Source organism: Arthrobacter sp. efr-133-TYG-118 (assembly GCF_030209755.1).
Classification (GTDB): Bacteria; Actinomycetota; Actinomycetes; order Actinomycetales; family Micrococcaceae; genus Arthrobacter.
In genome coordinates, this window is sequence record NZ_JARVRH010000024.1 from 52,618 (window position 1) to 76,319 (window position 23,702).

The 23,702-nt window shown below is 64.6% G+C and carries 27 protein-coding genes; 8 read left to right on the forward strand and 19 right to left on the reverse strand.

Annotation, left to right across the window (positions count from 1 at the left end):
- Positions 1 to 4: 4 nt before the first annotated feature.
- The 5 genes from miaB to QRN59_RS18490 form a co-directional block, all read right to left on the reverse strand.
- Positions 5 to 1,627, reverse strand: coding sequence for a tRNA (N6-isopentenyl adenosine(37)-C2)-methylthiotransferase MiaB (miaB, locus tag QRN59_RS18470; protein ID WP_284983922.1), 1,623 nt, complete (start codon positions 1,625 to 1,627; stop codon positions 5 to 7).
- Positions 1,602 to 2,843, reverse strand: a complete 1,242-nt coding sequence (locus QRN59_RS18475) for an aggregation-promoting factor C-terminal-like domain-containing protein (protein WP_284983923.1) — start codon at positions 2,841 to 2,843, stop codon at positions 1,602 to 1,604. Before QRN59_RS18475 ends, miaB begins: the two co-directional genes overlap by 26 nt.
- 129 nt (positions 2,844 to 2,972) lie before the next feature.
- Positions 2,973 to 3,590, reverse strand: a complete 618-nt coding sequence (locus tag QRN59_RS18480) for a regulatory protein RecX (RefSeq protein WP_284983924.1) — start codon at positions 3,588 to 3,590, stop codon at positions 2,973 to 2,975.
- Positions 3,580 to 4,629, reverse strand: a complete 1,050-nt coding sequence (gene recA / locus QRN59_RS18485; RefSeq protein WP_234753124.1) for a recombinase RecA — start codon at positions 4,627 to 4,629, stop codon at positions 3,580 to 3,582. The genes QRN59_RS18480 and recA overlap by 11 nt, the downstream gene beginning before the upstream one ends.
- 240 nt (positions 4,630 to 4,869) lie before the next feature.
- Positions 4,870 to 5,109 (reverse strand): DUF3046 domain-containing protein, encoded by a 240-nt coding sequence (locus QRN59_RS18490; protein WP_284983925.1) that lies wholly within the window; start codon positions 5,107 to 5,109, stop codon positions 4,870 to 4,872.
- Between the two features lie 41 nt (positions 5,110 to 5,150).
- Here QRN59_RS18490 and QRN59_RS18495 point away from each other — a divergent pair, with 41 nt between their 5' ends.
- Positions 5,151 to 5,648 (forward strand): MarR family winged helix-turn-helix transcriptional regulator, encoded by a 498-nt coding sequence (locus QRN59_RS18495; protein WP_284983926.1) that lies wholly within the window; start codon positions 5,151 to 5,153, stop codon positions 5,646 to 5,648.
- Between the two features lie 151 nt (positions 5,649 to 5,799).
- On the opposite strand, the gene QRN59_RS18500 is transcribed toward QRN59_RS18495, so the two are convergent.
- From QRN59_RS18500 to QRN59_RS18540, 9 genes are all read right to left on the reverse strand, one after another.
- Complete coding sequence (locus tag QRN59_RS18500; protein WP_059387810.1) at positions 5,800 to 6,252, reverse strand: helix-turn-helix domain-containing protein; 453 nt, start codon at positions 6,250 to 6,252, stop codon at positions 5,800 to 5,802.
- A gap of 132 nt (positions 6,253 to 6,384) precedes the next feature.
- A complete protein-coding gene (locus tag QRN59_RS18505) occupies positions 6,385 to 6,888 on the reverse strand; it encodes a CinA family protein (protein WP_284983927.1) in 504 nt (167 codons plus the stop codon).
- Positions 6,885 to 7,487, reverse strand: coding sequence for a CDP-diacylglycerol--glycerol-3-phosphate 3-phosphatidyltransferase (pgsA, locus tag QRN59_RS18510; protein WP_234753121.1), 603 nt, complete (start codon positions 7,485 to 7,487; stop codon positions 6,885 to 6,887). Before pgsA ends, QRN59_RS18505 begins: the two co-directional genes overlap by 4 nt.
- Positions 7,488 to 7,496: 9 nt before the next feature.
- Positions 7,497 to 10,349: an FtsK/SpoIIIE family DNA translocase gene (locus QRN59_RS18515; protein WP_284983928.1), complete on the reverse strand. Its 2,853-nt coding sequence runs from the start codon at positions 10,347 to 10,349 to the stop codon at positions 7,497 to 7,499.
- A 209-nt stretch (positions 10,350 to 10,558) separates the two neighbouring features.
- A complete protein-coding gene (locus QRN59_RS18520) occupies positions 10,559 to 12,250 on the reverse strand; it encodes a ribonuclease J (protein ID WP_284983929.1) in 1,692 nt (563 codons plus the stop codon).
- A 27-nt stretch (positions 12,251 to 12,277) separates the two neighbouring features.
- Positions 12,278 to 13,189, reverse strand: coding sequence for a 4-hydroxy-tetrahydrodipicolinate synthase (gene dapA, locus QRN59_RS18525; RefSeq protein WP_284983930.1), 912 nt, complete (start codon positions 13,187 to 13,189; stop codon positions 12,278 to 12,280).
- 627 nt (positions 13,190 to 13,816) lie between these two features.
- Positions 13,817 to 14,197: a DsrE family protein gene (locus tag QRN59_RS18530; RefSeq protein WP_284983931.1), complete on the reverse strand. Its 381-nt coding sequence runs from the start codon at positions 14,195 to 14,197 to the stop codon at positions 13,817 to 13,819.
- Positions 14,198 to 14,206: 9 nt separating this feature from the next.
- Positions 14,207 to 14,623, reverse strand: a complete 417-nt coding sequence (locus tag QRN59_RS18535; RefSeq protein ID WP_284983932.1) for a DUF302 domain-containing protein — start codon at positions 14,621 to 14,623, stop codon at positions 14,207 to 14,209.
- 41 nt (positions 14,624 to 14,664) lie between these two features.
- Positions 14,665 to 14,922 (reverse strand): metal-sensitive transcriptional regulator, encoded by a 258-nt coding sequence (locus QRN59_RS18540; protein WP_012630939.1) that lies wholly within the window; start codon positions 14,920 to 14,922, stop codon positions 14,665 to 14,667.
- A gap of 123 nt (positions 14,923 to 15,045) precedes the next feature.
- On the opposite strand from QRN59_RS18540, the gene QRN59_RS18545 reads away from it, so the two are divergent.
- The 7 genes from QRN59_RS18545 to QRN59_RS18575 all read left to right on the forward strand — a co-directional run bounded on the left by QRN59_RS18545 (position 15,046) and on the right by QRN59_RS18575 (position 20,431).
- Entirely contained in the window at positions 15,046 to 15,663 is a 618-nt protein-coding gene (locus QRN59_RS18545) for a rhodanese-like domain-containing protein (RefSeq protein WP_284983934.1), read from the forward strand.
- The gene (locus QRN59_RS18550; protein WP_284983935.1) at positions 15,660 to 16,418 is read left to right on the forward strand and encodes a sulfite exporter TauE/SafE family protein; all 759 of its coding nucleotides are present in this window, start codon (positions 15,660 to 15,662) and stop codon (positions 16,416 to 16,418) included. Before QRN59_RS18545 ends, QRN59_RS18550 begins: the two co-directional genes overlap by 4 nt.
- A gap of 22 nt (positions 16,419 to 16,440) precedes the next feature.
- On the forward strand, positions 16,441 to 16,782 hold the full coding sequence (locus QRN59_RS18555) for a rhodanese-like domain-containing protein (RefSeq protein WP_284983936.1): 342 nt from the start codon (positions 16,441 to 16,443) through the stop codon (positions 16,780 to 16,782).
- Between the two features lie 32 nt (positions 16,783 to 16,814).
- Positions 16,815 to 17,111 carry a rhodanese-like domain-containing protein gene (locus QRN59_RS18560; protein WP_284983937.1) on the forward strand — a complete coding sequence of 99 codons (297 nt, stop codon included), beginning with the start codon at positions 16,815 to 16,817 and terminating at the stop codon, positions 17,109 to 17,111.
- A 45-nt stretch (positions 17,112 to 17,156) separates the two neighbouring features.
- Entirely contained in the window at positions 17,157 to 17,519 is a 363-nt protein-coding gene (trxA, locus tag QRN59_RS18565; protein WP_284983938.1) for a thioredoxin, read from the forward strand.
- An 85-nt stretch (positions 17,520 to 17,604) separates the two neighbouring features.
- Positions 17,605 to 19,014 (forward strand): MBL fold metallo-hydrolase, encoded by a 1,410-nt coding sequence (locus tag QRN59_RS18570; protein ID WP_284983939.1) that lies wholly within the window; start codon positions 17,605 to 17,607, stop codon positions 19,012 to 19,014.
- A 217-nt stretch (positions 19,015 to 19,231) separates the two neighbouring features.
- Complete coding sequence (locus QRN59_RS18575) at positions 19,232 to 20,431, forward strand: MFS transporter (RefSeq protein WP_284984075.1); 1,200 nt, start codon at positions 19,232 to 19,234, stop codon at positions 20,429 to 20,431.
- 119 nt (positions 20,432 to 20,550) lie between these two features.
- Here the strand turns inward: QRN59_RS18575 and QRN59_RS18585 are convergent, their stop codons facing one another.
- From QRN59_RS18585 to dapB, 5 genes are all read right to left on the reverse strand, one after another.
- On the reverse strand, positions 20,551 to 21,189 hold the full coding sequence (locus QRN59_RS18585) for a TniQ family protein (RefSeq protein ID WP_502871084.1): 639 nt from the start codon (positions 21,187 to 21,189) through the stop codon (positions 20,551 to 20,553).
- A 118-nt stretch (positions 21,190 to 21,307) separates the two neighbouring features.
- Positions 21,308 to 21,808 carry a TniB family NTP-binding protein gene (locus QRN59_RS18590; protein WP_502871085.1) on the reverse strand — a complete coding sequence of 167 codons (501 nt, stop codon included), beginning with the start codon at positions 21,806 to 21,808 and terminating at the stop codon, positions 21,308 to 21,310.
- 180 nt (positions 21,809 to 21,988) lie between these two features.
- A complete protein-coding gene (locus tag QRN59_RS18595) occupies positions 21,989 to 22,366 on the reverse strand; it encodes a hypothetical protein (RefSeq protein ID WP_350225248.1) in 378 nt (125 codons plus the stop codon).
- A 60-nt stretch (positions 22,367 to 22,426) separates the two neighbouring features.
- Positions 22,427 to 22,915, reverse strand: coding sequence for a hypothetical protein (locus tag QRN59_RS18600; RefSeq protein WP_284983940.1), 489 nt, complete (start codon positions 22,913 to 22,915; stop codon positions 22,427 to 22,429).
- A 4-nt stretch (positions 22,916 to 22,919) separates the two neighbouring features.
- On the reverse strand, positions 22,920 to 23,678 hold the full coding sequence (gene dapB, locus QRN59_RS18605) for a 4-hydroxy-tetrahydrodipicolinate reductase (RefSeq protein ID WP_284983941.1): 759 nt from the start codon (positions 23,676 to 23,678) through the stop codon (positions 22,920 to 22,922).
- Positions 23,679 to 23,702 lie beyond the last annotated feature (24 nt).

Below are 23,702 nucleotides of genomic sequence, written 5' to 3' on the forward strand. Positions count from 1 at the left end.
CGGACTAGCCGTGCCGCGCGGGGAGCGACGGCATGCCGAGGGAGACGCCCTTTTGACCTGTGGCAGCGCCGGCACCCGGTGCCGGAGCGCCGCAGGAGTCCGCCAGCGAGCGGTCCCAAGCGTCGCCGGCACGGGAGCGCCTCAAGCTGTAGTCCGCTGTCGTCGCCGGATCTGAGACGAGGTGGAAGGCAGCAGCCCCGGTGATCGTCACGGTGACGAAGTCGCCAGGCCGTGGGGTCTCTGCGCCTTCGGGCACGGAGAAGTGCACCAGCCTCTGGTCCTGCGAGCGGCCGGACAAGCGATGCGTTTCCTCGGCTTTGCGCCCGGACTGGGCCGTGACGAGGAGTTCGACCCGGCGTCCGAGCTGTTTCGCGTTCTCCTCGGCCGCGATGCGGTCCTGCAATGCCGTCAGCCGCTCATAGCGTTCCTGGACAACGGCCTTGGGGAGCTGTTCCGGAAGGTCCGCGGCGGGGGTGCCTGGGCGCTTGGAGTACTGGAAGGTGAAGGCTGAGGCGAAGCGTGACTTCTCGACGACGTCGAGCGTAGCTTGGAAGTCCTCTTCCGTCTCGCCGGGGAAGCCCACGATGATGTCGGTGGTGATCGCGGCGTGCGGAATCTTGTCACGGACCTTGTCCAGGATGCCCAGGAACTTCGTGGAGCGGTACGAGCGGCGCATGTCCTTGAGCACCTTGTCCGAGCCGGACTGGAGGGGCATGTGCAACTGCGGCATGACGTTGGGGGTCTCGGCCATCGCCTCGATGACGTCGTCGGTGAAGGCGGCCGGGTGCGGGCTCGTGAAGCGGACACGCTCAAGGCCCTCGATGTCACCGCAGGCGCGGAGCAGTTTGGAGAAAGCCAAGCGGTCCCCGAATTCCACGCCGTAGGAGTTCACATTCTGGCCGAGCAGGGTGACCTCGACGGCGCCGTCGTCCACCAACGCCTGGATTTCGGCCAGGATCTCGCCCGGACGGCGGTCCTTCTCCTTGCCACGCAGCGAAGGAACGATGCAGAACGTGCAGGTGTTGTTGCAGCCCACGGAGATGGAAACCCAGCCCGAGTACACGGAGTCGCGTTTGGTGGGCAAGGTGGATGGGAAGACGTCCAACGACTCCAGGATTTCCAGCTGTGCCTCGTTGTTGTGGCGGGCCCTGTCCAGCAAAGCCGGGAGCGCCCCCACATTGTGGGTACCGAACACGGCATCCACCCACGGAGCCTTGCGCACGATGGTTTCGCGATCCTTTTGCGCCAAGCATCCGCCCACGGCGATCTGCATGCCCGGATGGGCGGCCTTGACCTGTTTGAGTTCCCCGAGGTTGCCGTAAAGCTTGTTGTCGGCGTTCTCACGGACGGCGCAGGTATTGAAGACCACGACGTCGGCGACGCCGCCGTCGAAAGGCACGTATCCTGCATCCTCCAGGAGTCCTGCCATGCGCTCGGAGTCATGGACATTCATTTGGCAACCGAAGGTGCGGACCTGGTAGGTGCGCTTCACCCCGTGCTCGGGTGCGGGCTCGCTAACAGGGGCCGGAACGGGCTGCTGAACGGGGGCTGGTGCTGGTGCTGCGGAAGGGGAACTCACCAATCTAGGGTAGCCCCTCGGACTAGTACCAGTTGAAGCCCATCTCATGCTGCCAAGCGTTACAGGGGGAACCGTAACGGTCGCGGATGTAGCCGAGGCCCCAATCGATCTGGGTCCGGTAGTTGCTGAGCCAGTCGCTGCCTGCCGAATAGTACTTGTCCGGCGGCAACGCCTGCGCAACACCGTAGGCACCGCTGCTGGGATTGGTGGCATCCGTCATCCAGCTTGATTCCTGGGTCCATAGCAGGGACAGACACTGCATTTGGTCCTGGCCCCAGCCGTAGGCGCCGAGCCGGGAGGACGCATATTGCCGTGCACCTGCCGGGTCGTTGACGACGTTTCCTCCGCCACCGCCTCCCCCGCCTCCGAAGCCGCCGCCTCCGCCGCTGCTGATGGGCGGCTGGACGGGTTGCTGGGCTTGCTGGGCTCTGTTGGCTGCTGCCGCGGCGTCGGCTTCCGCTTGGCGCTGCGCCGCCTCCCTCTTGGCTTCCTGGGCAGCCTGATAGGCGGCAAGCGCCACCTGGCCTTCCTGGTATTTCTGCGCAACCGCGGCAGAAGTGGAGGTCAAGGTCGCGAGCTGAGCGACCATGGTCTTTCGCTGGCCGTCCGTGGCGGCAACGCTGTCCTCGGCGGCGCGCCTGGCGGACTCTGCGGCCTGGGCCTTTGCCGCGGCGTCGCTGTCCAACTGCGCCAAGACATCGCGGGCAGCTTGTTCCTGCGCGGTTGCGGCGGCGGATGCCTGGGAAGCGCTCAGGGCATCATCGTGCAGCTTCGCCGTCCGATCGAGGACCCTGTTCAGCAAAGCGAAATTTTGGATGTTGTCTGGCGCGATGGCGGCATTCGCGAGGGACCAGGGCCCGGGATCGAAGCCGCCTGACTCGTATGCCTTGACAACCAGGGACGAGGTGGCCTTCTTCAATGAATCCGCTTTTGCCTTGGCCTGTTGGGACGCTTCAGCCAGTTTCTGGGTGACTGCCTGCTGATGCTGCAGCGCGTCATGGGCCTTCGCGTACTCAGTTCCCGCTTTGATGGCTGCCGCGCCTAGCTCGCCGGACTTCTGTTGAAGGCCGGCCAATAACTGGTTGATGCGGTCCACTTCGGCACTTGCGGCAGCCTCGTTCCCCTGGGCCTGCTGTACCTCCGCCCAGCTCGGATAGCCCGACGGCGGGGCATCGTCGTCCGCGGAAGCCGGGCTTGCCTGGAGAAGCGACGCGACAAGCAAGGGCACAATGATTGCCGAAAGCCGTAACGACAACGGATTCATTGGATCTGACCTGCTTCCCAACTCGGAACACTAGTCCAGAACCTTAGCCGACGGCCACCAAGAAGCCACCTAAACCCGCCGCCCGGGACAAGACTCACAGGCAGCTCTCAGTTTCCCGGGCGACGTCGCCTAGCCGATGTCATCTGCTTCAGGACCACCGTGCGCCCCGGCACTGTGGGACTCCGGCTGCCCTGCCAAGGCTTCGTCCAAGACCTCCCCAACAATCCGGAACGCCGCCGATGGTTGGTAGCCCTTGCGGGCAAGCATCGACGCGAGCCGCCGGGTTTGCTTGTCGCGCTCGGTCCTGTCGGAAAGGTCTGTTCCAGCCCTCAGACGGCGCGCGACCAGGTCCCTGGCCGCGGTGCGCTCGTCGTCATCGCTCACCTGCGCGAGGGCCTTCTCGGCCGTTTCGGCGTCGATGCCTTTGTCCGCCAATTCGCGCCGCAAGGCACCCCGGGCGAGTTTCCTCGACTGTGCACGGCTGCGGACCCACATCTCGGCGAAATCGGCGTCATCAATGAGCCGGACTTCCTCGAAGCGGTCCAACACGGCTTCGGCCACATCATCCGGCACACTCCGCTCAGCCAGCTTGCGCGCAAGCTGGAGCCTGCTCTTGGGCGAATTGGTGAGTTGGCGGAGCACAATGGCCCGGGCAACTGCTTCCGGATTGGCTTCAGGGTCTGCTGCTACGGACGAATCCGCAGACGGACCCCAGGACCGGGAATGGCCCTGGCGCTTAGCCGTCAACGGCCTTCAGCTTCGGAGATTTCTCGGCTTCGGCAGGCTTGACTACTCCGACACCAAGCTTTTCCTTGATGAGCCGTTCGAGGTCCGCGGCCAACTCCGGGTTGTCCCGCAGGAAGCGGCGGGAGTTCTCCATGCCCTGCCCCAGCTGGTCACCGTCATAGGTGAACCATGAACCGGACTTCTTGATGATGCCGTGCTCGACGCCCATGTCGATGATGCCGCCCTCACGGGAGATGCCCTGGCCGTAGATGATGTCGAACTCCGCGATCTTGAAGGGCGGAGCCATCTTGTTCTTGACGATCTTGGCCTTGGTGCGGTTACCTACCGAATCCGCGCCTTCCTTCAGCGTCTGGATGCGTCGGACGTCGATGCGGATGGAGGCATAGAACTTGAGGGCCTTACCACCGGTGGTTGTTTCCGGGGAACCGAAGAAGACGCCGATCTTCTCACGGAGCTGGTTGATGAAGATAGCGGTCGTCTTGGTCTGGCTCAGCCGGCCGGTGATCTTACGCAGGGCCTGGCTCATGAGACGTGCCTGGAGGCCGACGTGGGAGTCACCCATTTCGCCTTCGATTTCAGCGCGGGGAACCAAAGCGGCGACGGAGTCGATCACGATGACGTCCAAGGAACCTGAGCCGATCAGCATGTCCATGATCTCAAGCGCCTGCTCACCCGTGTCCGGCTGCGAAACCAGTAGCGCGTCGGTATCGACGCCCAGTTTTGCCGCGTACTCGGGGTCGAGGGCGTGCTCGGCGTCGATGAAGGCTGCGATGCCGCCCTGGCGCTGGGCGTTCGCCACCGCGTGAAGCGCGACGGTGGTCTTACCGGAGGATTCCGGACCGTAGATCTCGACGACACGGCCACGAGGCAACCCGCCAATGCCAAGAGCGACGTCCAAGGCGATGGAACCGGTCGGAATGACCTCGATCGGCGCCCGGACTTCGTCCCCAAGGCGCATGACCGAGCCCTTGCCGAATTGCTTGTCGATCTGGGCAAGCGCTGCCTCGAGCGCCTTCTCACGATCCTGATTTGCCGCCATGGTTCACACCTCTGATGCTTTCTCGCTGTGGACTGGCCTGAACGGCCGCTTTCCTGTCTCATCCGACGCTAGTACGAGCCGCTGACAATCTTGTGTGCGACTTCGTCTATGTGGAAAACCACAGGATCCGAATGATGCGAAAAATGGTCCGCTAGGGTCAATTTTCCTCTGAAAGGAGCATAGCCTCATCCGAACAGATATTCGAACAAATTTGCGGGCGTGTCCGCCAGAAACCGGAAGTCAGAACGTTCCGGCCGCTTTGTCCGCGGGCTTGATGTCCCTGCCGAGCCGTCGCTCCGGAGGAACGTCCTGGACGTCGCACAGGGCAAGCCAGACGTCGCGGGGGCTGTAGCCCGCTGCCAAGGCGTCGTCTGCCGTACGGCCGCCGACGCCGGCCAATACAAGGGAGCTGCTGAGGACCCGGGAGTATCCAGCCCCGAATTCATCGTCCATCAGCCGCCAGAAGTCACTGATCCGCACCAATAGAGTCTCTCATGGGAGCGGACTCTAGAATGGTTGTCATGAGCAACACTTCCGACGACGCGCCAGAGATGGTGGAGGCAGGCGACAACGTCGACGCCGCCCTCCAGCAGGTGGAACACCAGCTGAGCATGTTCTGGCGACGCGCCCGATCGCTGTCCCACCAGTTATCCCGCCAGGTCCATCCCGACATGGAACCAGCCGCTTACGGACTGCTGTCGATCATCCGCAAGGAGGGTCCCATCCGACTCACGGAGCTTGCCTCGTGTATCGGCGTCGGGAAGCCCTCGGTGAGCCGCCAGATCGCGTTCCTCGAGAGCATCGGCATGGTCTACAAAGAAGCCGACCCCCAGGATGGCCGCGCACAATCGATCCGGCTCACCCCCAAGGGCGAAGAAAAGATGCACCAGGTCCAGGACGCACGCCGGCAGGTATTCCGGGAACGCCTGGGCGAGTGGCCGCTGGAAGAAATCCAGACGCTGGCTGACTACATTGAACGGCTCAACGCGGCCTACGGCGAAGGAACCGGCAAGGACTGAGCGCCAAGCCACAGAAGACCAAAGAAGGAGGGCCTCCAGATGGAGGCCCTCCTTCTTTGCTTCAAGTATGTGCCGCTAATTCGGCGCAACAGATCCCTGCAGCGACGTGCTGGATCGTACTCCGGCAACTGGGTACCGGAGCCAGGTCCGTCTAGCGGGCTCCGGAGAGCATGCCCTGGGTGAAATCGTCGTTCAGTTCGGCGCTGAGCTCGCGGTCGAGATCGCGGCCGTAGCGCTGCGCGAATTCCTGCGGGACGGTGTCCGGAACTGCGACGCCTTCGGCGACGGCAACCCGGTCACTGACCTCGCGGAGCATGCCGGACAACGGAACGTCCAGCGCCGAGCAGATCGAGGACAGCAGCTCTGAGGATGCTTCCTTCTGGCCGCGCTCAACTTCGCTCAGGTAGCCAAGGGAAACGCGGGCGCTGTGCGAGACTTCGCGGAGCGTACGGCCCTGGCGCTGGCGGACATCGCGCAGGACATCACCAATTTCGTGACGCAGTACAACCATTTTGCGCTCCTTCTGTTCGCTCGGTGCCTTCTCGGCCAAGCCCACATCCTTCCAGCGGACAACGCCGTTTATGGATACGGGCTGCTTAACCATCTGTATCGCCTTGCTCCCTCGTGAGTCCGGTTCACCTTGCAGGTGCACCGGTTGTTTTCTACATCCTAGGCGCCCCGGCCATTCCGGGGCGACACAATGTAACAACTATTGGGCCGCTGTTTTTGTTCCCGGCTACTTTACGTGCGGTAGGTCGGCATGGGCAAGGCACTCAAACAAGCGCTCCAGCGCGGCTTTCGTTGCCTGCGCACGGATGCTTGGCCGATCTCCCCGAAAGGAGTAGGCATGAGCCGCGGCTCCGCCCGACGTGGCGACACCAATGTAGACAGTACCAACCGGCTTCCCGTCGTGCGGCAATGGCCCCGCAACTCCCGTGGTGGAGACCCCGACGTCGGCCCCGCACGCGCGTCGGGCGCCGTCGGCCATAGCCGCGGCCACCTCGGCGTCGACGGATCCGACCGCGGAAAGCAGGTCCTCGGAGACCCCCAGGATTCCGGCCTTGACCGCATTCTGATAGGCGACGACCCCGCCCTGGAGCATCCCTGACGCCCCAGGAGTATCAGCGAGGGTGGCGGCAACCATCCCGGCTGTCAGGGATTCCGCGGTAGCCACTGTGACGCCCCGCTCGATGGCGAGGGCGACGGCGGAAGCGGCCACGTCATCAGCGGTAGGGCTCATGCGCGCTTTCCGGCCGAGCGAAGCTTTGCGGCTTCAATCACGTATTCGACGCCGGTCCACACTGTGATGACGAGAGCGACGATCATGACCCAGAAGGCCACGCTGACGAGCCACGGGGCGAAAGAATTCAACGGCAGGATGTAGAGGAAGATCGCGACAGTCTGGACGGCGGTCTTGAGCTTTCCGCCACGCGACGCCGGCATCACCCCATAGCGGATGACAAAGAAGCGCAAGGCGGTGATGCCCCATTCGCGCACGAGGATGAGGATGGTGATCCACCACGGCAGCTCCCCCAGCGCCGACAGGAGGACGAGTGCCGATCCGATCAGCAACTTGTCGGCAATGGGGTCCGCGATCTTGCCGAAGTTGGTGACGAGGTTGCGGCTCCGGGCGATGTCGCCGTCGAGCTTGTCCGTATAGATGGCCACGGCGAAGGCCACTACGGCGGCCCAGCGCCAGATTCCGTGCTGGCTGTTGTCCTCCAGAAGGAACCAAACGAAGAACGGGACCAGGACAATTCGAAGCATCGTCAGGATGTTGGGCAGGTTCCAGATATCGGAGCTGCTGGAACCGGCTTTGCTGCCGTCGGATGTAGTCACCCCTCTAGGCTACCGTCCGGTCAATGACCAGGCGTCTTCGCCGCCCTCGTCCTCGTCATCGATGCCATCTGCTCCGTCGTGGTATTCCGTGACCTGCTTGCGGCGTTCGAGATCGGCGGCCACGAGGTCCTCTGCGTAGCCTCCGACGGCGATGTTCGCGTTCGCGTTCTCGCTCAGGGCCGCCGTGTGCGCGTCGGGCGCAGCCGGAGCCTCCTGGCCCTTCATGGCCGCCAGCACGGGAGCGAGGTCGTCCGGCTTGACTAGGACATCGCGGGCCTTGGAGCCCTCCGACGGACCAACGACGCCGCGCGACTCCAGGAGGTCCATGAGGCGGCCGGCCTTGGCGAAGCCGACGCGAAGCTTGCGCTGCAGCATCGACGTAGAGCCGAACTGGGTGGTGACCACGAGTTCGGTCGCCTGAAGCAGGACCTCGAGATCGTCTCCGATGTCGTCGTCGATCTGCTTCTTCTGCGCCTCGGGCGCCACGTCGTCGCGGTAGACGGCCTTGAGTTGGCCCTTGACGTGCTCCACCACGCGGTGGATTTCAGACTCGGTGACCCAGGCGCCCTGCACGCGCATCGCCTTGGAGGCGCCCATCGGCAGGAAGAGCGCGTCACCCTGGCCAATGAGTTTTTCCGCGCCCGGTTGGTCCAGGACCACGCGGGAGTCGGTGACAGAGGACGTGGCGAACGCCATACGCGAGGGGACGTTCGCCTTGATCAGGCCGGTGACGACGTCAACCGAGGGACGCTGGGTGGCCAGGACCAGGTGGATGCCGGCAGCACGGGCGAGCTGGGTGATTCGGACAATCGAGTCTTCGACATCGCGCGGGGCCACCATCATGAGGTCGGCGAGCTCGTCCACGATCACCAGCAAATAAGGGTAGGGCTTGATGACGCGCTTGGAGTCAACCGGCGGAACAACCTTGCCGGCGCGGACGGCCTTGTTGAAGTCGTCGATGTGCTTGAAGCCATACTTGGCGAGGTCGTCGTAGCGGGCGTCCATTTCACGCACCACCCATTGAAGCGCCTCGGCCGCCTTCTTGGGGTTGGTGATGATGGGCGTGATGAGGTGCGGAACACCCTCGTAAGCGGTCAGTTCGACGCGCTTGGGGTCCACCATGACCATGCGGACCTCATCGGGCGTCGCGCGCATCAGGATCGACGTGATCATCGAGTTCACGAACGACGACTTACCGGCACCCGTAGCACCCGCCACGAGCAAGTGCGGCATCTTGGCGAGGTTCGCGACGACGTAGCCGCCCTCGACGTCCTTGCCGACGCCCATCACCATGGGGTGATCGGTCCGCCGCGCGTTCTGGCTGCGCAGGACATCGCCGAGGGACACAGTCTCGCGGTCCGTGTTGGGGATCTCGATGCCGATGGCCGACTTGCCCGGGATGGGGCTAAGGATACGTACGTCGCTCGACGCCACGGCATAGGAAATGTTCTTGGACAACGCCGTGACGCGCTCCACTTTGGTGCCGGAAGCAAGTTCGATCTCGTAGCGGGTCACGGTCGGGCCCCGGCTGAAGCCGGTGACGGTAGCGTCCACATTGAACTGTTGCAGGGTGTCCGTGAGTGCGGCCACGACGGCGTCGTTCGCTTCCGTGCGCTCCTTCGGGATGGAACCCGGGGTCAGGTTGTCCGAGGACGGCAGCGTGTAGGTGACATCGCCGGCAAGCGAAAGTTGCTCGGTGCGCTGCGGAATCGGCGTCGGGGGCGGGGGCGGGCCGACCGGTGCCGAAGGCACGATAACAGGGGGGACGGCGGCGGTCGGCGCGACCAGGGGGATCGCTTCGGTGGCGTTGTCCGCAGCCGCCTTCGGGCTTCCGAGTCCCTGGGCGGCCTTGATCTTCTCGACGGCGATTTCGGCCTGGGTCGGTCGGCGTACCCCTGGCGGCACGGACGGCCCGCCCTTTGCGGGAGGGGCATCGTCGTCGACGATTGCGTGTTCGAAGGCCTCGTCGCCGACATAGCCCTCGAGCGTGGGGTCGTCGTCGTGGTCCTTGCCGAAGAACCGCTTGCGGCGCTTCTTCTTCGGTTCGACCGCCACCTCGTTTTCGTAGAGGTAGCTGCGGTCATGGGAATCGCCGCGTTGCGCGTCCGGATCCACCAGGTCGACGCCCATGAGGTGCTCGTAGGCGCCACGGATACGCCGGGGAATGGCGCCGAAGGGCGTGGCGGTGAGAATCAGGAGGGACACAAACGCCAGGGCACCGTAGACCATGACGGGGACCACGGGGTGGATGGCGGCAAGAGGCGACGCCGCGAGGAAGCCGAGCATCCCGCCCGCGCGGCGGAGGCCCTCGAAGCCATCGGCGACAGTCGGCTGGCCGCCGATAATGTGGGCCAAGCCGGTGCCGGCGAACGTCATGATCAGGAAGCCGATGCCCACGCGGTTATTGCCACGGCTGTCCCACGGCTGCCGGAAGAGCCGGAAAGCGCAGACGAAAAGCATGAGCGGAAGAAGCAGGGATACCCAGCCGAAGGTTCCATTCACGATGCTGAAGACAACATCCGGGAACCAGCCTTTGAAGCCCCACCAGGCGAAGGTGGCTATGAAGACACCGAGTGCCAGGTTGAAAAGCGCGGCGCCGTCCCGGCGGTCCAGGGGATCAAGGTCACTGACGTCGTGGCCGATCCGGCGGATGCCCGCACCCACAACGTGCCCGATCCCCAGCCAAACACCGGCAAGCGCGCGCTGGATCCACGGCTGTTGGGGTTCGACGACGGCGGCCTGCTTGCCGCGGGCCGTGGCTGTGCCGCTCCTGCCGGTCTTGGCCGGGGTCCGGCCGCTGCCCGAGCCGCCGGATTTGCTATTGGAGCTGCCTCTAGGCGCGGAGGTAGTACGAGTCGCCATATCGGCCACGCTACCCCAAGCCGTCCGGAAACCCGCGGATTTCAGGGGCGCGGAGGAACCATGTTGCCCCTGTTGAACAATCTGCGGACCCTGTTTTGCGGCGAGCCGGTCCTGAAACACGAACGGCCCGGTTCGCCTGAACCGGGCCGTTCGGAGCCTGACACCGGGGCGTCAGACTGGCTGTGCCTGCGGAAGTCATGCCTCCGGGATTAAGCTTCCAAGACCAACGGGATGATCATGGGGCGCCGGCGAAGCTTGCGGTTGACCCACGTGCCGATCACGCGACGCACCACTTGCTGGAGCTGGTGGTTGGTGTGGTCCGCGTGGTGTAGCACTGCGTCTTCAAGGGCCGCGTTGATCTTGGGGATGATCTCGTCAAAGACGGAATCGTCTTCGGCCACGCCGCGGGCGTGGATTTCCGGGCCCGAGACGATCTTGCCTGTGGTCCGGTTGATCACGGTGATAACGGAGATGAAGCCCTCGTCGCCCAGGATCCTGCGGTCCTTGAGGTCGGCGTCGGTGATTTCACCCACGCTGGAGCCGTCCACATAGACGAAGCCCACTTCCACCTGGCCCACCACATTGGCTTTGTGGTCCCTGACGTCAATAACTGTGCCGTTGTCGCTGAGGATGACGCGGTCCGAGGGCACGCCGGACTCTTCCGCCAGGTTGCCATTGGCGATGAGGTGCCGGGTTTCGCCGTGCACGGGCATGGCGTTCAGGGGCTTGAGGATGTTGTAGCAGTAGAGCAGTTCTCCGGCGGCGGCGTGGCCGGAGACGTGCACTTTGGCGTTGCCCTTGTGGACGACGTCGGCGCCGAGCTTGAGCAGCCCGTTGATGATCCGGTAGACCGCGTTCTCGTTGCCCGGGATGAGGCTCGAAGCCAGGATGACGGTATCGCCCTGGCCGACCACCACGCGGTGGTCTCCGTTGGCCATCCGCGACAGGGCCGCCATGGGTTCGCCCTGGGATCCCGTGGACATCAGGACCACGCGGTGGTCCGGAAGGTTGTCGATGTTCTTGATGTCCACCAGGATTCCCGGCGGGACGTCAAGGTAGCCCAGTTTCGCGGCGATAGCCATGTTGCGCACCATGGAACGGCCCACGAAGGCGACATTGCGGCCGTGCTTGGCGGCAGCGTCCAGCACCTGCTGGACCCGGTGCACGTGCGAGGAGAAGGACGCAACGATGATCCGCTTCTTGGCCTGGCCGAACAAGCGGTCCAGGGTGGGACCGATTTCCTTCTCCGCCGTGGTGAAGCCGGGGACATCCGCGTTGGTGGAGTCGGCCATGAACAGGTCCACCCCTTCTTCGCCCAGGCGGGCGAAGTGACGCAGGTCCGTGATGCGGCCGTCGAGGGGCAACTGGTCCATCTTGAAGTCGCCCGTGTGCAGCACGTTGCCGCCGGCGGTGCGGATGAAGACGGCCAAGGCGTCCGGAATGGAGTGGTTGACGGCAACGAATTCGCATTCGAAGGGACCGAACTGCTCCGCTTGTCCTTCGGCGACCGTGAGCGTGTACGGCTTGATCCGATGTTCCTGGAGCTTGGCCTCAACGAGGGCAAGCGTCAGCTGGGAACCGACCAACGGCAGGTCCGGACGCAGGCGCAGCAGGTACGGCACAGCGCCGATGTGGTCTTCGTGGCCGTGCGTCAGGACGATGGCAACGACGTCGTCCAGCCTATCCTCGATGTACGAGAAATCGGGCAGGATCAGGTCGACACCCGGCTGGGTCTCTTCAGGGAAGAGCACGCCGCAGTCAACCACCAGCAGCTTGCCGTTGATTTCGAAAACAGCCATGTTGCGGCCGATCTCCCCCAGGCCGCCAAGGGGCACAATCCGGAGTGTTCCCTGCGGAAGTTTGGGCGGGGTGACAAGTCCGGGAAGGGCGGTTTGGGTCATAATGCGCTACTTTCCGGCGGAATCCTTCTAGACAGTGAAGTCCATTCCAGCTTCCGCCAAGTCCTCGCGGATGATTGCGATCTCGGCGGCGTCCGGCTCCACGAGGGGCAAACGGACAACCGAGTTGGGCAGGACTCCCTGCCATTTAAGAATTTGTTTGGCGGCGACTGCGCCTTGGACCCGGGTCATGGTTGCACGGATCACGGGCTCGAGATCGAAGTTGATCTTGCGTGCCGTGCCCAGGTCGTTCGCGTTGATGGCGTCGATGAGCTCACGGAAACGGCGGGTGACGACATGGGTGGTGACGCCAATCAGGCCGACCGCACCCATGGCCATCCACTGGAGGGTCAGGCCGTCGTCCCCCGAGTAGAAGAGAAGGTCGGTTTCCGCCATGACCCTGGTGGCTGCGGCGAAGTCGGCTTTGGCGTCCTTGACCGCAACGATGTTGGGGTGGGCGGCCAGGCCGATCATGGTCTCCGGCGTGATCTGAATGGAGGAGCGTCCGGGAATGTCATAGAGCATGACAGGGAGCTCGGTGGCGGACGCAATGGCCTCGAAGTGGGCCCGGACTCCGGCCTGGCTCGGCTTGTTGTAGTACGGGGTGACGATCAGGAGTCCGTCGACGCCGAGCTTCGCGGCTTCCTGGGAGAGGTGCACCGAGTGCGCGGTGTCATTGGTTCCCGTGCCCGCGATGATTGCCGCGCGACCGCCCACAGCTTCCTTCACGGCGCGGAACATGCCGAGGTTTTCCTCGTCGGTGAGCGTCGACGTCTCCCCCGTTGTTCCGGTGACCACCAGGCCATCGCAGCCGTCGTCAACGAGCTTGACTGCCAGTTCCGCTGCCTGCTTGTAGTCAACTTCGCCGTCCTTGGTGAACGGGGTGACCATGGCGGTCAGAAGGGTACCGAGAGCAGGAACGTTCGCACGAGAGTCAGACATATGAAAAACGTTACCCTGTCACCTGCGGGTTAGGAGAATGGGGCCCGCGTGATGATCGTCAAATTCAGCGAAGTGAGAGCAAGACCTCAGGCTAATGTCATTTTCAGAAGTCGACTGCACGGAATGTCCAAAGCCCTCTGCACGGATTCGAGGCGTGTTTGACTGAAACCGGTTCTGCGAGTGTACTTGGGGCTGGTGAGTAGCAGGGCTTGGCTACTTGGTGGCGTCGTTGAGCGGATGTCGGAACTCCTCTTCGCTGTTGGGGCCGACGCTTGAACGCTAATGAAAAACGTGGACCCGGGTCCTGTTAGAAGTCGATGACGACGTCGAAAAGGTTGGCCGGCTGCCCGGTGACGGCAGCGGCCGCGGAGCGGACCGCGTCAGGGATTTCCTCTAGCGTCCGCGCCTGAGCGGACAGCTCTGCATCTGCACAGCCTTGGCCTTGAAGAACCCGTCCGAGGCACTAGCGTTGTAAACGTTCAGCTGCAAGCCTTTCACCCTCCAGCCAGCTTCTGAAAGTAACTGCGCGGATTATCCGAAGTCGTCTGCACAGGGTGCACGTCAACATGTAGGAAATCTGACTCCTCTGTCCGGCGTGGGGGGAGGCATCCAGAGATCCGCCTGCTGTTAAAGCCTGGCGTAGGCCCAGCCGTCCCGCTGGCGCTGGGCAAGGTGGGCGATAGCCGCGGGAACTGTGCCAACGTCGGGGGTGAGGTCCTTTTCTTCCAAGCCCGCTGAGCGCATGCTGTTGCCGCAGGCGAGGATGCTCACGTCCAGTTGCCGGGCGTCGCTAACAGCTTCGGCGGCTGGGGAGCCTGCGGCGAGGAGTTTGACGCCTGGCCCTTGGACAACCACTTCAATGCCGGTCTCAGGGTGCAGTGCTGCGCGGGCGTTCGCGGCGCTGCGGAGAATACCGGCCAGGGCGTCCTGTTCAAGCGGACCAGCGGCGTGAATGAGAAGGCCCTTGCCGTTTCCCGCCTTCGTGGCTTCGGGGGTCGTTTGGTTCATTGGCATCATTTACTCCGTTGCTTCCCCGAGCGCGGTCATGGCCTTGCGAAGGCGCGTGGCGGCGTCGTCCGCCACTTCCTTGACGGCGGCAGTGTTGCTGAGCTGGACCATGGTTTGCGGGTCGATGGCTTCCACCGTGGTGGAGTCCGCGAGGCTGTTCCGGCGTACCACCACGTTGCACGGCAGCAGGGCACCCATTTGCGGCTCGGCGGCGAGAGCTCGGCTGGCGAGGGTCGGGTTGCAGGCGCCGAGGATGACGTAATCCCCGACGGCGTCCGCGGCTTCGGGGCCGAGCTTGGCTTCGAAGGCGGACCGGATGTTGATTTCCGTCAGGATCCCGAACCCCTGCGCGGCAAGGGCCTCCCGGGTGCGTTCCAGTGCTTCGGCCCAGGGAAGGGCAACGGTGGTGGCCAGCGTGTACGTCATGGTGCTCCTCGAAGTTGCAGGACGGTGTCCGGGCGGACTGGTCAGGCGAGGGACAGGAAGAGCTTTTCCAGCTCTTTCCGGTCCATGGTTTCGTCCTTCTGGACGATGCACTGCTCCAGGCCGGTGGCGATGATGGCGAAGCCGGCGCGGTCGAGGGCCTTGGAGACGGCCGCGAGCTGGGTAACGACGTCCTTGCAGTCCCGGCCTTCCTCCAGCATGCGGGTGACGGCGGCGAGCTGGCCCTGTGCGCGCTTGAGGCGGTTGATCACAGGCGTGAGTTCAGTTGGGTTCAGTTCCATAAGGGGTTCTCCATCATCGGGGTGCTGCCCCCAAGCATATACCCCCCTGGGTGTATTGACTACCCCTGGGGGTATCTGTGATACTCGGTGGGGTATTCACGTTTACCTATCGAGAGGCCAGCAATGACTTCCCCCTCCTCGGCTCCTGCCGTTACCTCGCTCGCCCCTGCAGCCCTCCAGTCCTGGCTCAAGGAACACCAGGACCTGGTGGTGATTGATGTGCGTTCCGCCGCTGAATTCGAGTCCATGCACATCCGCGGCTCCTACAATGTGCCGCTTCCGCTGCTTTCCGAGCACACCGACGAGCTCGCCGCGCGGCTGGGTTCTCGCGTGGTCCTGGTGTGCCAGTCCGGCATCCGCGCCGAGCAGGCACGCCAGCGCCTCGGCAAGTCAGGGATCGACGGCGCCTACGTCCTGACGGGCGGTGTTCCCGGGTTCGCTGCCGCGGGCGGCGATGTTGTCAAGGGCAAGGACCGCTGGGACCTGGAACGCCAGGTCCGCCTGGCTGCCGGTTCCTTGGTGGTGCTGGGCCTGGCCGGGGGCAGGTTCGTCTCTCCCAAGGTGCGCATGCTGGCCGGGGCCATCGGAGCCGGCCTGACGTTCTCGGCCGCCACCAACACGTGCGCCATGGGCAAGGCCCTCTCGGCCATGCCGTGGAACAAGGCCGCCACGGAGCCCACCCGCGAAAGCGCCATCCTGCGGCTTCCCGCGCCGGCCCTTGAAGAGGACGCCGCGGCGTGATTCCCGCCCTGGGTCTGGGGCTCGTCGTCGGGATCGTCCTGGGCGTAGTGGGCGGCGGCGGGTCGATCATCGCGGTTCCGGCCCTGGTGTATGGGGTGGGCATGAGCCCGGCCCAGGCCATCCCCACCTCGCTGCTGGTGGTGGGGGTGTCCTCGCTGGCCTCCCTGCTGCCACGGGTCCGGGAGGGCCTGAACTGGCCGGTCATCGCACTGGTCGGGGCTGCCGGCATCCCTGCTGCCTGGGGCGGTGCGGCCGTAGGCCGGCTGCTGGACCCGAACATCCTGATGCTGGCCTTCGCCGTGATCATGGTGACAGCGGGCATCCGGATGCTCAGGAAGCCGCGCGAATCCGAAGGGTCCTGCAGCACGGGGCCGCACCGGGCCTTCCGGTCCTGCGCCCCGAAGGCCATAGGGGTAGGGCTGCTCGTGGGCTTCCTCACCGGACTGCTCGGGGTGGGCGGGGGCTTCCTCATCACCCCCGCGCTGACCATCTTCCTTGGCCTGCGCATGAAGCAGGCTGTCGGAACGTCCCTGGCGATCATCGTCATCAACTCCGCCGCCGGATTCAGTGCCCACGCTGCCGGTTACACCATCGACTGGGCCACCACCCTGGCGTTCGCGGTCCCGGCCATCCTCGGTTCACTCGTCGCCGCCAGGCTGGCCCGCCGTCTGAAGGACAAGCACATCCGCATCTCATTCGCGGTACTCATCTTCGCCGTAGCGGTATGGGTCACCGCCGGCACCGTCAACGCCTGACCACACCAAATAGGAGAACACCATGGGACTGATCGATTCCCTCAAAAAGGCCTTCAGCAAGCCCTCCAGGACCATCAGCGTCGCCCAGGCCAAGGAACTGCTGGGGGCCGGCGCCACTCTGATCGACGTCAGGTCCGCCCAGGAATGGCGCACCGGACGCGCGCCCCAAGCCAAGCACATCCCCCTGGACCGGCTGCAGGGCAGCCAGGCAGGGATCCAGAAAGCCCGTCCCGTGATCGCCGTGTGCGCCTCCGGGGTACGGTCCGCCTCCGCGGCCCGGCTGCTAGCCGCTAAAGGCTACGACGCTTACTCCCTCCGCGGCGGCATGGCGGCCTGGCGCCAGGCCGGCGAACCCGTCCGCTAACAACAGCCCACAATATTCCGAAGGAGAATCCCATGGCCGAAATCACCATCACCGAAGCCGATCAGCGTAGCTCCACTGCCCGCATCCTCGATGTCCGTGAGGACTTCGAAGTCGCCGAAGGCATAATCCCCGGCGCCCTGCACATCCCCATGGGCCAGCTGCAGGCACGCCTGTCCGAACTGGACCCGGCAGTCCCCGTCATCACGGTCTGCCGCAGCGGAAACCGCAGCGCCGCCGTGGCTGACGCCCTCAACGGTGCCGGCTTTTCGGCGGACACCATGGCCGGCGGCATGGTCGCCTGGACCCGCGCCGGACTCCCCACCACCTGAGCCCTGCCCGAATCCAACCACCCACCCGAGAGGATACGAATCATCATGGCAACCATCGACGTCACCGAACAGAGCTTCGCCGAGACCCTGGAGAGCAACGAGATCGTCTTCGTTGACTTCTGGGCGGCATGGTGCGGTCCCTGCCGCATGTTCGCACCCACCTACGGGAACGCTGCCGAACGGCACCCGGACATCACCTTCGCCAAGGTCGACACGGACGCCGAACAGGGATTTGCCGCAGCTGCGGGCATCACCTCGATCCCCACGCTGATGGCCTTCAAGGATAAGACCCTGGTCTTCTCCCAGCCCGGAGCCCTGAACGCGACCGGCCTGGAAGAGATCATCCAGGCCGTAAAGAACCTGGACATGGACAAACTCCGGGCTAATGATGCCCGGCAGCAGGCCTGACGCACGTACGGATTGTCGGGGGGATACCCCGCTACGAGCACACCGAAAAAATTTCCCTCCACCCCTCCCCGAAGGAGAGCACCAGATGCTTATCGAGCGCATTTACGATGAAGACCTCGCCCAGGCCAGCTACCTGATTGGCTGCCAGGCAAAGGGTGAAGCCATTGTTGTCGACGGCCGCCGCGACATCGCGGTGTACCAGGATCTCGCCGCGAAGAACGGCATGAAGATCGTGGCCGTCACCGAAACCCACATCCACGCCGACTATCTTTCCGGCACCCGCGAACTTGCCGCCGCGACCGGGGCAAAGATCTACGTCTCCGGCGAGGGCGGACCGGACTGGCAATACGAATTCGACGGCGAGCGGCTCTACGACGGCGACACCATCACCCTGGGCAACATCAGCATCAAGGCCGTCCACACCCCCGGGCACACCCCGGAGCACCTGTCCTTCCTGGTCACCGACGGCGCGTTCAGCGACAAACCCGGCTACCTGCTCTCCGGAGACTTCGTGTTCTCCGGCGACCTGGGCCGGCCGGACCTGCTGGATGAAGCAGCCGGCGGGATCGACACCCGCTTCCTGGGTGCCAGGCAGCTCTTCGCCAGCCTGCGCGACAAGTTCCTCACCCTGCCGGACTACGTCCAAGTCCACCCCGCCCACGGCGCGGGCAGCGCCTGCGGCAAGGCCCTGGGCGCCATCCCGTCCTCCACTGTGGGCTACGAACGCCTGTACGCCTGGTGGGGCCCCTACCTGGCCGCTAACGATGAACAGGGCTTCATCGACGAACTGCTGGATGGCCAGCCGGACGCGCACGCCTACTTCGGCCGGATGAAGCGTGAAAACCGCGTCGGCCCGGACGTCATGGGCGAACGCACCCTGCTGTCCGAGCTCTCCACCGAAATCGTCGCCGCAGGCCTGGCGGAGGACACCCTGACGTTCATCGACACCCGTTCCAACGCCGAGGTCCACGAAGGCACAGTGGCCCGGTCCCTGAACGTTCCGTCCGGCAAGTCGGTGGCAAGCCACGGCGCCTGGGTGGTCAACCCCGAGACCGACAAGAATCCGCTGGTGCTCCTGGCGAAGGACCAGGAACAGGCGCAGGACATGTGGGACCACCTGGTCCGGGTGGGCATCGACAACGTGGCCGGTTATGTCACCGGCATCGAGGGGCTGCCCACCTTCACACCGAAGCTGATCCAGCCCGAGGAAATCGACGGTTTCGATGCCGCCATGGTCCTGGACGTCCGCAACAAGACCGAGCACACCGCCGGGCATGTCCCGGGCTCGTACCAGCTCAGCGGGGGCCGGATCATGTGGCACCTGGATGAACTGCCGATCGGCGGTACCATCGTCTCCTACTGCCAGTCCGGCGTACGGAACTCCGTGGCGGCCAGCGCCCTGCGCCGCGCCGGGTACGACGTCGTTGAACTCGACGGCAGCTACGCCGCCTGGAACGCCTGGCAGCAGGCCCGCGAATCCGTCTCCAGCAACTAGAACAAAAACAGCAGCGCGTAGCGCGACATGAAGGCAAAGCTCTGGCGGCGGTACGGGAACCCGGCCACCGCCAGAGCTTTGCTCCGGCCATCGTTCCGACATCTGGAGTACATCCGTGAAATCCGGCAGCACCTCTTTCCCGCAGCGCCCCGGGCCACACGGCACCCCCTCCCGGCCAGCGCTCACCCTGGGCCTGCGTGAGAACCTGGCCCAGTTTATGCTCCTGGTCACCGTCAACGCCCTCGTCGGCGGCACCCTCGGACAGGAGCGCACCATCCTGCCGCTGCTGGCCGGACAGGTCTTCCACCTCGACCTGTATACGTCGGCCCTGACATACATCCTTGCCTTCGGGGTGGCCAAGGCCGCCACCAACTACTTCGCCGGAACCCTCTCGGACCGTTACGGCCGCAAACCCATCCTCGTGACGGGCTGGCTCATCGCACTCCCCGTCCCCCTGCTGCTGATCCTCGGGCCCTCCTGGGGCTGGATCGTCGCCGCCAACGTGATCCTCGGCATCAGCCAGGGCCTGACATGGTCCACCACTGTGGTAATGAAGATGGACCTGGTCGGGCCGTCCCGGCGGGGCCTCGCCATGGGCCTGAACGAGGCCGCCGGCTACCTAGGCGTAGCGGCCACTGCCCTGGCCACCGGCTACATTGCCGCGAGCTACGGTCTTCGGCCCGGCCCGTTCCTGCTCGGAGCCGCCTACATCGCACTCGGCCTGGGCCTGTCCATCTTTGCGGCGAAGGAAACCAGAGACCATGCCAGGGTCGAGGCGTGCAGCCACACGGCAGCCCACTCCGGCGCCCAAAGGGACCTGAGCAACCGGGAGATCTTCACCCTCACCAGCTTCCGGGACAAGTCATTATCCTCGGTCAGCCAGGCCGGCATGGTGAACAACCTCAATGACGGCCTTGCCTGGGGCCTGTTCCCTGTCCTGTTTGCCACCGCCGGGCTCAGCGTCGAACGCATAGGCATCCTCGCCGCCGTGTACCCCGCCGTCTGGGGAGCCGCTCAACTCGTCACCGGCGCCATGTCTGATAAATACGGCCGTAAATGGATGATCGTAGGCGGCATGCTTGTCCAATCTGTGGCACTGGGTATGGTCGCAGTCGGAACGAGCTTCGGTGTCTGGCTGGCTGCCGCAATCTTCCTAGGACTCGGAACCGCGCTGGTTTACCCCACCCTGTTGGCCGCAATCGGCGACGTCGCACACCCGGAATGGCGGGCGCGTTCGGTGGGCATCTACCGACTCTGGCGCGACGGCGGTTTCGCCGTCGGCGCGCTGCTCGCCGGCGTCCTCGCTGACGCCTTCGGCATCCCAGCTGCAGTTGCCGTCGTCGCCGCCCTCACTGCACTGTCCGGCATCCTCGTCGGGGTCCGCATGCGCGGATCGGACCACCTGACAAAGCGGTAGCAGCTTGGGCGCGATGTCCCGCAGTTCGCAGGAAGGGTATCCTGGCCGGGGCCACAAGGGCCGCACCACGATGGCAGCGAACCGCTGGTTCGCTTCGTTCGCATCAGGGCCTCATATGGTCACTTTGTGTGAAGGAGTTTGTGGCCGTCTGGGCGCAGCTCGCCGGTCGGCGACACATGCCGGTAGAGGGTCTGGCGGGTGATGCCGAGCTCATTGCAGAGTTCGCTGACTTTGGTGCCGGGCTTACCAAGCTTTGCGGAGGCCGTGGTGTCAATGGCAGTGCCCTGCCCAGTGAGAACCTTCAAACCACAACAGCTGGTACGGGTACGGCGGTTTGACGTCGCAATACATTGCGGGCATGCCCGCAACGCCGGCCGCGAGGGAAGCCATGCCCGCCACGCGGGGATCTCCCGCGGCCGCAGCCTTCCTGCCGGCAGCAGCACGGAAAACTTTCGGGTATAGCTGGTAAATGCTTCGGGGCCCGGTTCCATCTGGTCAATGAGCCAGGGTGTCCAGCCGCTAAGGCTCATCCTCTGAATCCGGTACAGGTCAACGCCGGTTCGTCGTGCCAGCTCGCGAGCGAATCCGGCGGGCGGGAATGTGTACAGTTCTTCCGGCCCGCCCCGTGCATGGCCCAAGTCCGACATGAGAACGTCAAGGCTGGCACCGTAGCGAGCGACGATTCGCCGCAACCATGACGAGAGTGCCTCGCCGGGCAGCGGTGCAGGATGGACCGGCCAGCGGCGCGAAGCAATCACAGCCGTTCCTTTTCGAACAGCCTTCGCCGTTCGCTGGGGCCGGTGCAGTCGGCCATGGTCAGCGTCCGGTGATTGATCCTCTCTTCCCCGCTTTCAACTACGGCGACCGCGGCGGCAGTCAGAAGGCGGGCGAGTTCTCCGATTTGGTGCCCTCGCTACGGGCGAGCAGGTACCGGGCCATGTCCTCGGTATCGATCGAGGACGGTGAGTGGAGGGGGAACGAGGCGGCGAAGCTGGCCAGCAGCGACCGGGTTTCGTCGCCCACCTCCCATGGCGGCAAGACGAACGGTTCGAATCTGTTCTCGAACTGGTCATCTGACCTCACGGCAAGGTATGCCTCACGCGTGCCCACCCCGACGAGGGGAATGTGGAGCTCGTTGCCCAGAAAGCGGAGCAGGTTCGGGAACTCACGCCGTGGCTCACCCCGCCCGGCGAGAACGTTGTGGAACTCATCGATCACCAACATCCGAACACCCACCTCACGCACCAAGGAGAGCGCCAGACGCTCGACGTCGGCGAGGCGCTGTCGCGGCCGAATCGGCGCACGGCCGCAATCCCTATCGAGCCCTGCGACGCCAACGCCCCGATCACTGAAGTCCGGCTTCTGGCCAGTTCCCACGCGGCATCCGACATCGTCAGTTCTCCCCGCGCAACAATGCGAACCGGATCGGTGTCCATGCCTGCATCCTTTGGGAACAGGAGTGCCGAACAGAAGCGACCTTAGCGCAGAGGAGTACCGACCGGCCAGTGTTCACAAGTCATCTGCACAACCCCCGAAACCACGGGAAGGTTTGCGCAGTCAGCTTCTGAAAGTGACAGATGAAGCGTCGCTATGGCGCCCGGGCTTCGCTGGCGTCTCGGGCGAGCAATACCGGGCAACCGCAGACTCCCGCAAGCGGTCCGCCCACGCCCCGAGTCGTTGGGCGGCCCGCACATAGTCGAACAATTCAACAGGGGTCAACGATTCGAGGTCAGTCTCCGCGAGCCGTCTGGCGAGTTCGGCGCCCGGCTGCTGTTCGGCCAGAACGGTTCCCTCGTGCCGCCACTGCACATCTTCGGGAGGCTCGCCCGCCACTAACTGCCGGAAGAGGAAATCGACGACACCCGGACTCATCGCCTTCATGGGCCCGTCCAGGCCTTGGGGATAGCCGTTCGGCCGCTTCGAAGGATCGTTCATGCAGCCATGGTATTCGAACATATATTCGAATACAAGGTGTTTCCTTAGAGGCGACAGCCGCTATCGCTCAGCTGCGGTGGGCTCAGAGCGGAAGAGGCGCACGGCGTCGCGCATGGATTCCCTCGCGCGCTTGCGGTCGCCGGCGGCGTCGTACGCGCAGCTGAGCCGGAACCAGGAACGCCAGTCTTCGGGGGCGGCCTCGGCCTCCACACGGTACTTCTCAAACTCGGCGTCCGCGGCGGCGCGCACGATGCGGCCCCCCGGCGTGCGGGGCAAGTTGTCCACGGGCAGCCCGCCCTCGGCTTCGAGCACCTTTGCCATCTTCTCCGTGCGGGCACCGAACACAAGCTCGCGGATCAATGCCCAGGCTCCGATGATGGGAAGCACCAGGTAGGCAGCGCCGATTCCCTTGGCGACCAGGTTCGCGTCACTGAGCAGCAGGATCGAGCGTTCGAACGTGACCACGAGGTAGAGAACCAACAAGAGGGTGACGGCACCCACCCAGATCTTGGTGCGGTTCTCCTTGAATGCGTTCCAAAGCGGGCCCATGCGCCTACAGCCCCAGGTCCAGATAGCCGTCCAGGCCGACCGTCAGCCCGGGGTGGGACGCCACATTGCGCAGTCCCAGCAACACTCCAGGCATGAAGGATGCCCGGTCGAAGGAATCGTGACGGATGGTCAGTTGCTCTCCTGGGCCGCCGAGGAGCACTTCCTGGTGTGCCACGAGTCCGCGCAGGCGGACGCTGTGGACGCGGACACCGTCCACGTCACAACCGCGGGCACCGTCAAGGGCGCTGTTCGTGGCATCCGGGCTTGCCGGGACGCCGGCTTCTTCGCGGGCGGCGGCAATGAGCTGGGCCGTGCGGACGGCCGTGCCCGAAGGCGCGTCCACTTTGTTGGGGTGGTGCAGTTCGATGATTTCCACCGATTCGAAATACTTGGAGGCCTTGGCCGCGAAGGCGGAGGCGAGGACGGAACCGAGGGCGAAGTTGGGGGCGATGAGGACGCCCGACTCCGGGTTCGCCGCAAGCAAGCCGCGCAACGCGTCAAGCCGCGCGGCGTCCCAGCCGGTGGTCCCGACAACAGCATGCATCCCGTGTTCGACGGCGAAACGGACGTTCGCTTCGGTGCTGTCCGGAACGGTCAGGTCAACGACATACTTGGCGCCGGCGTCGAGCAAGGTGTCAAGGGAATCGCCGCGGCCGAGCGCCGCGACGAGCTTCATATCGGAGGCTGCCTTCACCGCGTTCACGGCTTCGATACCCATGCGCCCCTGGGCGCCCAGCACGGCGACAGCAAGTTGTTCGGTCATGCCCTTAACCCTACCGGTTGGTGG